At 40.4% G+C, this 9,595-nt stretch carries 10 protein-coding genes; 3 read left to right on the top strand and 7 right to left on the bottom strand.

Annotation, left to right across the window (positions count from 1 at the left end):
* Positions 1-83 precede the first annotated feature (83 nt).
* The 5 genes from MTCD1_RS14390 to ccoN all read right to left on the bottom strand — a co-directional run bounded on the left by MTCD1_RS14390 (position 84) and on the right by ccoN (position 3,988).
* Positions 84-578 carry a FixH family protein gene (locus MTCD1_RS14390; protein WP_057181308.1) on the bottom strand — a complete coding sequence of 165 codons (495 nt, stop codon included), beginning with the start codon at positions 576-578 and terminating at the stop codon, positions 84-86.
* A gap of 162 nt (positions 579-740) precedes the next feature.
* Entirely contained in the window at positions 741-1,700 is a 960-nt protein-coding gene (gene ccoP, locus MTCD1_RS14395; protein WP_057181307.1) for a cytochrome-c oxidase, cbb3-type subunit III, read from the bottom strand.
* Positions 1,693-1,896, bottom strand: a complete 204-nt coding sequence (locus MTCD1_RS14400) for a CcoQ/FixQ family Cbb3-type cytochrome c oxidase assembly chaperone (protein WP_057181306.1) — start codon at positions 1,894-1,896, stop codon at positions 1,693-1,695. The genes ccoP and MTCD1_RS14400 overlap by 8 nt, the downstream gene beginning before the upstream one ends.
* An 11-nt stretch (positions 1,897-1,907) precedes the next feature.
* A complete protein-coding gene (gene ccoO / locus MTCD1_RS14405; RefSeq protein WP_057181305.1) occupies positions 1,908-2,552 on the bottom strand; it encodes a cytochrome-c oxidase, cbb3-type subunit II in 645 nt (214 codons plus the stop codon).
* Positions 2,553-2,563: 11 nt separating this feature from the next.
* The gene (gene ccoN / locus MTCD1_RS14410) at positions 2,564-3,988 is read right to left on the bottom strand and encodes a cytochrome-c oxidase, cbb3-type subunit I (protein ID WP_057181304.1); all 1,425 of its coding nucleotides are present in this window, start codon (positions 3,986-3,988) and stop codon (positions 2,564-2,566) included.
* A 564-nt stretch (positions 3,989-4,552) separates the two neighbouring features.
* On the opposite strand from ccoN, the gene MTCD1_RS14415 reads away from it, so the two are divergent.
* Positions 4,553-5,050, top strand: coding sequence for a hypothetical protein (locus tag MTCD1_RS14415; protein WP_057181360.1), 498 nt, complete (start codon positions 4,553-4,555; stop codon positions 5,048-5,050).
* A 62-nt stretch (positions 5,051-5,112) separates the two neighbouring features.
* Here MTCD1_RS14415 and MTCD1_RS14420 read toward each other — a convergent pair whose 3' ends face one another.
* Positions 5,113-6,762, bottom strand: a complete 1,650-nt coding sequence (locus MTCD1_RS14420; protein WP_057181303.1) for a LysM peptidoglycan-binding domain-containing protein — start codon at positions 6,760-6,762, stop codon at positions 5,113-5,115.
* A 104-nt stretch (positions 6,763-6,866) separates the two neighbouring features.
* A complete protein-coding gene (gloB, locus tag MTCD1_RS14425) occupies positions 6,867-7,664 on the bottom strand; it encodes a hydroxyacylglutathione hydrolase (protein WP_057181302.1) in 798 nt (265 codons plus the stop codon).
* Between the two features lie 129 nt (positions 7,665-7,793).
* Between gloB and MTCD1_RS14430 the strand changes: the two genes are divergently transcribed.
* Both MTCD1_RS14430 and MTCD1_RS14435 read left to right on the top strand, forming a co-directional pair.
* Positions 7,794-8,570, top strand: a complete 777-nt coding sequence (locus MTCD1_RS14430; RefSeq protein WP_057181301.1) for a class I SAM-dependent methyltransferase — start codon at positions 7,794-7,796, stop codon at positions 8,568-8,570.
* A 66-nt stretch (positions 8,571-8,636) separates the two neighbouring features.
* On the top strand, positions 8,637-9,395 hold the full coding sequence (locus MTCD1_RS14435) for a Nif3-like dinuclear metal center hexameric protein (protein WP_057181300.1): 759 nt from the start codon (positions 8,637-8,639) through the stop codon (positions 9,393-9,395).
* The last annotated feature ends 200 nt before the right edge of the window (positions 9,396-9,595 follow it).

The following is a 9,595-nucleotide window of genomic DNA, read 5'->3' on the forward strand; positions in this document are numbered from 1 at the left end:
GCCTTGAATTGACATTGCTCAAGCACTCTGAAACATGCATCTTGAATGGTATCGGGTATAGAGGCGTTTAACGTATTGAGCTTTTACTGAGCTTTAATCGGATTTGGAATTAAATCGATAAAATCACTTTGTGGTAAGCTAATGGTATCTTGAATTTTCCAATGACCTTCAAAGGGACTAATAGTGAGTTTCCACTTGCCAGTAACCGCTTGCTCAAAGTGGTGTCTGAAATAACCATTACCATCTTGTGTTAGCGCCAGATAAAAATCTCTGTCTTCAAGGGTAGGGTGAAAAAAAGTCACATTGAGTAAAGGAAAAGATTTTTCAATACCCGTTGGTTTAATTATTAACTCATTATCCTTTAACTGCAGCGCAAAACGCATACCCAATTTTTGCGCCATTTTTACTTTGCCAACTTCTAAGTTGATGGCTTTGCCTTTTTTATAATAATCACCAATGACTAAGGTATCGGGATTTGTATTGGCAATGAAATAGGTAGTAATACCTGCTACAACAGCAGTACAAGGAAGAAAAAAAATGAACCAAGCCCAAGGCTCGCGGTACCAAGAGGTTTTCATAAAATAGCTTATTTTAACAGTAGAATATGGGGGGTGATTATACCTTTTTTATCAACTTGCAGCTAGTTTTCTCCTCGGTTAAAGGCATAAAAAAACCCTTGGTTACAATGTGTAACCAAGGGCGTTTTAGTAGGCGTGGTTTCAACCGCGCAGCACTATAGGCTAATCTTGAGATAGACTATAAACATAGGCACTCACTAGGTGAACTTTTTCTTCACCAAGAATGTCTTTCCATGCTGGCATAACACCAGCACGACCATTACGGATAGACTCTTCAATTACCCGTTTGGAGCCACCGTATAACCAGATGTTATCGGTTAAATTTGGTGCTCCTAATGCTATGTTACCTTTGCCTTCAGTGCCATGACAACCAGCACATAAAGCAAATTTACCTTGACCCGCTTTCGCTAATTCAGGATCAACAGAGCGGCCACTTAAACTAATAACGTAAGCTGCAACTTCTTTAACACCTTGCTCGCCGCCTAATGCGCCTAGCCAAGCCATCATGCCCGATGATTTACGACCATTCATAATGCTTTCTTTAATGGCTTGCGGACTGCCGCCGTATAACCAGTCTTTATCCGCTAGGTTAGGGAAGCCTGTCGTACCATGAGCATCAGAGCCGTGACATTGCGAACAGTTTTGAATAAATATGCGTTGGCCTACTTTTAATGCTTGTTCATCAGTGGCTAAATCTTCAATGCTACGCGCAGCGTAAGCAGCAAAAATTGGACCATACTTAGCATCTGCTTGAGCCATTTCACGGTCATATTGCACCAAGAACGCAGAGCCTTCAGCTAAGCTTGCGACAGTTTTGGCTTTTGATTCAGCTAGGCTCAGTATGCCCTGGTTCGAGCTTTTCCAACCTAAAAGTCCACCCCAGCCGCCTAAGCCATAAAGTGACAGGTAACCAAAGGCCCAAACAATGGTACATAAGAAAAACGTGCTCCACCATTTTGGTAGTGGATTATTTAATTCTTCTATGCCATCAAAGGAGTGCCCCATAGACTCACCTTCTTTAACACCAGTATGGTCATTTAAGCACCAGCGTAGTAGTAAAAAGCAACCTACTAGTGAGCCTAGGGTAAGCACCCAAATCCATATGTTCCAGAAGCTAGACATTATTAGTCTCCTGGTTGTTATTTGTATCAAGATGGCTTTGTTTTATTTTTTTGCTTAGTTCATCTTCTTCAAAAATAGAATTAGCAATATCTTCAAATGCAGCACTGCGTTTGTTTGAATAACTCCACAGCACAATAATTATAAACAAGGCAAATATAAGGAGGGCAACAAGCCCTCTAAGTGTTCCGTAATCCATTATTACTCCCGCTACTTTAATGCATGGCCAAGTGATTGCAAGTAAGCAATCAAGGCTTCCATTTCTGTTTTACCTTTAACCGCATCTTTAGCGCCATCAATTTCTGCTTGAGTATAAAGCGGAATTGCTTTGCCATTTTCGTCTTTATGACTACGGTTTTTTGTTAACCAATTAAAGGTAGCTAGTTTCTTACCCGTTAATTCACCATCAAGGATATTCTCAGCTAACCATTTAAACGAGGGCATATTAGACTCAGGTACAACCGAACGAGGGTCTAATAAATGTGCTCGATGCCAATCGTCACTGTAACGGCCACCAACACGTGCTAGATCAGGGCCAGTACGTTTTGAACCCCATAAGAATGGATGTTCCCAAACGTGTTCACCCGCAACACTATAGTGACCGTAACGCTCTGTTTCTGCTCTAAATGGACGAATCATTTGGCTATGACATACGTGACAACCATCACGAATATAAATGTCACGTCCTTCCATTTGCAAGGCAGTATAAGGTTTTAAGTTATCAACCGGTTGTGCTAGCTCTTTTTGAAAAAATAAGGGGGTTATTTCGACTAAACCACCAATACTGATAGCCATTACTGTAAATAGAAAGAACAAACCAACATTCTTTTCAACTTTTTCATGTATGTTTTTCATCTTTGTTCTCCTTATGTTTCTTCAACAGGCTGCAGACTTCCGTCTTTCGCATAAATGGTTTTCAACATGTTGTAGCCCATTAAGATAAAGCCAGACACGACTAACACACCACCAATGAAACGAATAAAATAGAAGGGGTATGATGCGGTTAAACTTTCGACAAAACTGTACGTTAAGGTGCCGTCGGTATTAACTGCTCTCCACATTAACCCTTGCATGACACCTGAGATCCACATAGCGACAATGTAAAGAATAACACCCGAGGTGTGTAACCAAAAATGTACGTTAATCATACGAATGCTGTACATACGTCCTTGATTAAATAATATCGGTATTAAATGGTACATGGCACCAATTGAAATCATAGCAACCCAACCTAGAGCACCAGAATGAACGTGGCCAATAGTCCAGTCAGTATAATGAGATAAAGCATTGACTGATTTAATTGCCATCATAGGTCCTTCGAAGGTAGACATACCATAGAAAGATAAAGAAACAATTAAGAAACGTAAAATAGGGTCAGTACGAAGTTTATGCCAAGCACCCGATAACGTCATAATACCGTTAATCATGCCGCCCCATGAAGGCAGAAATAATACGATAGACATGGTCATACCAACGGTTTGTACCCAGTCAGGTAATGCTGTGTAATGTAAGTGATGCGGGCCAGCCCAAATATAAAGCGAGATTAACGCCCAAAAATGCACAATGGATAAGCGATAAGAATAGACTGGACGCTCTGCTTGTTTTGGGACGAAGTAATACATCATACCTAAGAAACCGGCAGTCAATAAGAAACCAACGGCATTATGTCCATACCACCACTGCATCATGGCATCAATGGCACCAGAATAAATGGAGTAGGATTTCATTGCTGAAATAGGTATCGCCATACTGTTACCAATATGCAATACCATAATAACAAGAATAAAGGCACCAAAGAACCAGTTAGCTACGTAAATATGTGAAACTTTACGTTTGACCAGTGTGCCAAAAAATACAATAGCATAACTAATCCACACCACGGCAAGAAGAATATCAATTGGCCATTCCATCTCAGCGTATTCTTTTGAAGAGGTATAACCTAAAGGTAAGGTTATAACTGCGGCTACAATGACTGCTTGCCAGCCCCAGAAGGTAAACGCCACTAACTTACCACCAAACAGTCGTGTTTGGCAGGTACGCTGTACAACGTAATAAGATGTGGCAAATAAAGCACTTGTACCAAATGCAAAAATTACAACATTAGTATGAAGTGGACGAAGACGGGAGTAGGTTAACCAAGGTGTATCAAAGTTTAACGCAGGCCAAATTAATTGTGCCGCGATAAGTACACCTACAAGTGTACCAAAGATTCCCCAGATTACAGTCATTACAGTAAACTGACGTACAACATCGAAGTTGTAGTCTACTGCTGACGTATTACTTGTGGTCATGTTAAGAATTCCGCAGTGTTATTATTAATCAGAAAGTATTTCTTGCTGTAATACCTAAACGTAAAAGTCTTAGATATAGGACACAATTTATACTAATTCTATGTGTTTGCTCATTGAGCCGTGAGATATGTCGCATCGCTGTAAGCAAATGTGTCGAAATCCCGGCAATTTTACCCTTTGGCGAGGCTATAAATCAACAACTATGCGCGTTTAAATTTGATGTAGATCAACAAATGATAATTACCCTTTAATTTTGGCTGGATATTAACTGAACAATAAAAATACAATAGTAAGCTCAATGAGTTAAAAAAAATTTAATGTGGCTGACTTTTTATCAATTCACCAACATTGCCACGCACCGGAATAACCTTATTTATAGACGTTTCTCAATAAATTAACAGTGCGGGTAAGCGATTAATAGTTAGCAAGGTGACTATTAATCGCTTTAGTGCGTTGCTTTGATGAATGATGTTCCGCAATAAGCTCAACCCGCTAAGACTAATAGTGGCTAGTTTACTGACGTTAGTAGATAATAGCTTTTTTTCACAGAAGGTAGGCTATAACGTGTTCAAACAACTCCCCCTGATCGGTTTTTTATACCTCATTAGTGCTTGTAAACCAGTAAGTGAACAGGGTTTGGCTGATAGTCTGCATACCTTAGCGCCATTATGCATTACTAGTCAGAGTCAATGCCAAATCAAGACAGAGTTGGCTGATTTTACCATTAAATTTTCGCAACCGCAGTTAGCCGATAAGATTAAAACTGAATTACCTTTTGTTATTGAATTGGCTGAGTTAACTGAACTCGCTGGATTAGCTCAGCCCCAACAAGTTACTAAGCAAAACATAACTCACATTTCAGCTTATTTAGAGGGTAAGGAAATGTTTATGGGCAAGGTGCCAGTTTTTTTTGAACAAACCGATAACACCGGGGTATTTATAGCGCAAAGCTTACTGGCCAGTTGTGGTGATGAACATATGGCTTGGCGTTTATGGCTTACGGTAGAGTTAAAGGGGCAGGAGCAAACATTTTTTGTCGACTTTATCAGTCAGCGCCAATAAGGAAAAAGCGAGCCGAATTGCTCGCTTTTTCGTCAAAGGGGGATAAGTTATTCCGCTAAGCGTTATATGTTATTAGTAACATCAACCGATAGTTTTAAGCGTTGACCTGGCTGAAGATATTTTTTTCTATCAAGGTTGTTCCACCGTTCAATATCACTGATACGCACATTAAACTTATCCGCTATACGAGCAAAAGAGTCACCCCGACGCACCTTATAAGTAATATTACGTATGATGGCATTTTCTACTATGTTACCCATTTTACTATTGGCATAGCTCGATGTCTTGGTGTTACTGGCATCCTTCTGCCAAATCACTAATGTTTGACCTAGCTTTAAGGTATCTCTTGGGGCAAAGCCATTCCAAGTAGCAATACTTTTGCTATTGACTTTATATTTACGGCCTATGTCCCACAGGTTATCGCCAGATTTTACCGTATGGACGATTTTACGACCTTTTTGTGGTCTGTTTTGTTTTTTTGCAATGCGTTGTGCTTGTGAGAACACATAGCTGTCGAGTGACTTCGCGGCTACCGGAATAAGCAAATACTTACCGGCACGAATTTGATTACCGTTAATATTATTAACTTGTTGTATTAAATCAACACGAGTAGTAAATTTATTGGCAATACCACCTAAAGTATCACCGTTTTTAATTTTATAACGTTGCCAAGCTAGACGGTCATTTTTACTGAGTTTACTTAAGCCCAGTTCAAATTTTTCTACCGTATGCGAGGGTAATAATAACCTATGTGGTCCGTCAGGATCCGTAGCCCAACGATTGAAACCTGGATTTAAACGTTGTAATTCTGCTAATGATAAACCTGCCAGAGAGGCCGCTTTGGCTAAATCAAGTTGTGATTTAATATCAACTTGTGTCAAAACACTTTTATTGTCTATGGGGTAAAGTGATAAATTGAAATCTTCAGGGCGTTTTATAATATCAGCTAAGGCCAATAACTTGGGCACATAAGCGCGAGTTTCTTTTGGTAAGTCGAGCGACCAAAAGTCGGTAGGTTTACCTAAACGTTTATTTTTTCTAACGGCATTCCTGACTCGACCTTCACCTGAGTTATAAGCGGCCAGTGCTAACATCCAGTCGCCATCGAAAAATTTATGTAAATATTTAAGGTATTTAATGGCACCCTCGGTCGAGGCGACAATGTCTCGCCTGCCATCATACCACCAGTTTTGTTTCATGCCAAAGCGTTCACCCGTGCCAGGGACAAATTGCCACATACCTGAAGCCCTGCCGTGAGAATAGGCAAAAGGGTCAAAGGCACTTTCAACCACGGGTAATAAAGCAAATTCAATGGGCATATCATTTTTTTCTAATTCTTCAACAATATAATAAAGAAAGGGCTCGGCGCGTTTAGCGACACGTTTCAGGTAACTTGGGTGGTTAACATACCAATTACGCTGCGCTATAAGGCGTTTCTCTTCAGGAATATCAAAGCTTAGCTGGCTGCGAATGCGTGACCAAAGGTTATACTGTTCAACACTGTCTTGGTCTGTTAAAACGATGTCCACATCAGCAATGGGGTGGATAACATCAATGTTTTCGTCGGCTAACAGTGCTTGATTGATTTCTACGGAATTTGCCGCTTCAAGATGGGTGTTAACAACGGAGTCATTATTGGCATTAACATCACTTGGGGAAAGGCTTTGACAGCCAGTTAAAAGAACAATTGCAGGTAATAATAAATACTTCATGGATAACCAGTAACATCAGCGGGAAATAAAAATGATTTAGCAGACTAGCATAATTCACCTAACTAGTCTTGGGCGGTAAATTACTTCTGCTATAAGCTAAGCCGCTAGAAATTATCTTTCCACGCTCTAATAGCGGCAAAAACTTCACTGTCGCTACTTTGACTTTGATTAGTATAAGCTTGTGCCGCTAATTTTATGCTAGCTTTATGACAGCGTAAAAAAGGATTGATTTGGCGTTCTAACGCTATATTACTGGGTAGAGTTGCTTGGCTTTGCTGACGTTTTAAATTTACCTGCTCTGCATAGGTATGCAGGTCGCTGTTACTGGGTTCAACAGCTAAGGCAAAGGCTAAGTTTGCTTGAGTATATTCATGGGCACAGTAAATTAGGGTATTTCCGGGTAAATTTGCTAATTTAGTCAGTGAACTATGCATTTGCTCCGCTGTGCCTTCAAATAATCGTCCACAGCCACCTGAAAACAAGGTATCTCCACAAAATAGCATGTCATTATTGTAATAAGCAATATGGCCGCTAGTATGACCGGGAAGGTCGAGTATGTGTAACTGACAATTGAGCTCAGTTAAGGTGACGATATCGTTTTCTTTAAGGGTGACATCGAGCTGAGCAATATTTTCATTAGCAGGGCCATAAACAGTCACCGGCCATGCCTTAGTTTTGGCATAAGTGAGTAATTTTTCGATACCACCGACATGATCGCGATGATGATGGGTGATCAAAATGGCTGATAAAACCAACTTGTTTTTTTGTAAATACTCAATACATACCAGAGCGTCACCGGGATCAACTAGGGCAATTTTATCATTATTTTTACTCGCTAGCGCCCAAATATAATTATCGTTAAAGGCCTTTATTGCGCTAACAATATGATGAGTATTAGACATATGAGATTTTACCTTTAGTTCGTTATATACTTAGTGCTTTACCGTGTTAACTTGTCGATAACGCTTTTACATTGGCGCTATTTTCGGCATCACCACAATTTTTCTTATTATACGCCTAAAGAAGACTCTATGAAACCAGCGTTAGCTTTTCGACAACCGTATTATCCAAGCTCGTGGCAGGCTTTACCTAATGGTGAGGTAATTAAAAAAGCCATTGAGCAAGAGCTTGCTCCTTGGTGGCAAAAATTCTTCGGTTATCATTTGGTTAAACTGGGTGCCTTAAGTAGTGAAATAGAGATAAGCAATTGCACCATAAACCATCAAGTCAGTATCAGCGGTAAAAGTAGTTTAGCTGATGTGCTCGGAGATATTGATGATTTACCCTTGCAAGAGCATAGTGTCGATGTTTGTTTGTTGAGTCACGCCTTAGAGTTTTCTCTTGATCCACATCATGTCATACGTGAAGCTAATAGAGTGTTGATCCCTAATGGCTATTTAGTGTTAACGGGCTTTAATCCGTTAAGTCTGGTCGGTTTAAACCGCTTATTACCCTACCGGCGCAGTAAAACACCATGGAATGAACATTTTTTCTCACCGATGCGAGTCAAAGATTGGCTGCACTTGATGGGCTTTGAAATTTTAGCCGACCAACGCTGTTTACACTCTGGCTTAACAGGAAAATTGAGCACTGACACCTTAAATAGCAGTTGGCATAATTTTGCTAAAAGCTATTTACCTGCCTTGGGCTCTGTTTATGTGATTGTAGCGAAAAAACGTGTGCTACCGCTAACACCCATTAAACCTAAATGGCAAATACGGCCTGAGTTTAATCCAGTAAAAGTGACTACTATGAATACACATAGAGAGTCAGTCGAACATAACAAAAAAACCCCTAAGAGTAGATAGCTATTTATCTTTTTAAATGAACGATTAGCTATTCATTATTGCCCATACTTAAAAAGTACCTGACTTATGCAAAGTAAAGATTTAGAAGATTATTTAACTGCTTTATTAAAGCCAGAGCAAATAAAAGACTTCACCCCTAATGGTTTACAAATTCAAGGGTGTAAAGACATCAATAAAGTGATCACTGGGGTTACCGCCTCTAAAGCCCTTATTGAACGTGCAATCAGTGAACAAGCCGATGCCATTCTGGTACACCATGGCTATTTTTGGAAAAATGAGTCCTATGTTATTCGTGGTATGAAGCATGACCGTATTAAGTCGCTATTGGTCAATGACATCAATTTATTTGCTTACCACCTACCGCTAGATATTCATCCTACCTTGGGTAACAATGCCCAACTTGCTAAGTTATTTAACATTGAAAATGTCGCGCCACTTGAGCTGGGCAACCCATTAAGTGTGGCTATGCAGGGCAGCTTTAAACAAGAGTGGCGTGGCGAAGACTTTGCCACGCTAATAAATACTACCCTTGAGCGCGAATGTTTGCATATAGCCCCACCGAGTAATAAGCCAATAAAAACCATTGCTTGGTGTTCTGGCGGCGGGCAAGGTTATATTGAACTTGCTGCTGAGCAAGGCATTGATGCCTTTTTAACGGGAGAGGTTTCTGAACAAACCACGCATATAGCTCATGAAATGGATATTCACTGCTTTGCGGCCGGTCACCATGCCACTGAGCGTTACGGCATAAAGGCGTTAGGTGAGCATTTGGCCAAGGAGCATGGTCTTGAAGTGCTATTTGTTGATATTGATAATCCCGTTTAAGGTTTGCTGGACTCAACTCAACTCAATAGCAGCAACTATCTAACGGGGAAGTGTCTGAGCAAACCAGCCGTACTAGCCATATTATTGCTCATTAGATGATATACACTGCTTTGCGGCCGGTCACCATGCCACTGAGCGTTACGGCATAAAGGCGTTAGGTGAGCATTTGGCCAAGGAGCATGGTCTTGAAGTGCTATTTG

This window comes from Colwellia marinimaniae, assembly GCF_002207865.1.
Lineage (GTDB): Bacteria > Pseudomonadota > Gammaproteobacteria > Enterobacterales > Alteromonadaceae > Colwellia > Colwellia marinimaniae.

Bases quoted from the DNA above. Each gene is read 5' to 3' on its own strand.
- MTCD1_RS14420 (WP_057181303.1), bottom strand. From the start codon at position 6,762: ATGAAGTATTTATTATTACCTGCAATTGTTCTTTTAACTGGCTGTCAA.
- MTCD1_RS14430 (WP_057181301.1), top strand. From the start codon at position 7,794: ATGAAACCAGCGTTAGCTTTTCGACAACCGTATTATCCAAGCTCGTGG.
- ccoO (WP_057181305.1), bottom strand. From the start codon at position 2,552: ATGAAAAACATACATGAAAAAGTTGAAAAGAATGTTGGTTTGTTCTTT.
- MTCD1_RS14390 (WP_057181308.1), bottom strand. From the start codon at position 578: ATGAAAACCTCTTGGTACCGCGAGCCTTGGGCTTGGTTCATTTTTTTT.
- MTCD1_RS14435 (WP_057181300.1), top strand. From the start codon at position 8,637: ATGCAAAGTAAAGATTTAGAAGATTATTTAACTGCTTTATTAAAGCCA.
- ccoP (WP_057181307.1), bottom strand. From the start codon at position 1,700: ATGTCTAGCTTCTGGAACATATGGATTTGGGTGCTTACCCTAGGCTCA.
- ccoN (WP_057181304.1), bottom strand. From the start codon at position 3,988: ATGACCACAAGTAATACGTCAGCAGTAGACTACAACTTCGATGTTGTA.
- gloB (WP_057181302.1), bottom strand. From the start codon at position 7,664: ATGTCTAATACTCATCATATTGTTAGCGCAATAAAGGCCTTTAACGAT.
- MTCD1_RS14400 (WP_057181306.1), bottom strand. From the start codon at position 1,896: ATGGATTACGGAACACTTAGAGGGCTTGTTGCCCTCCTTATATTTGCC.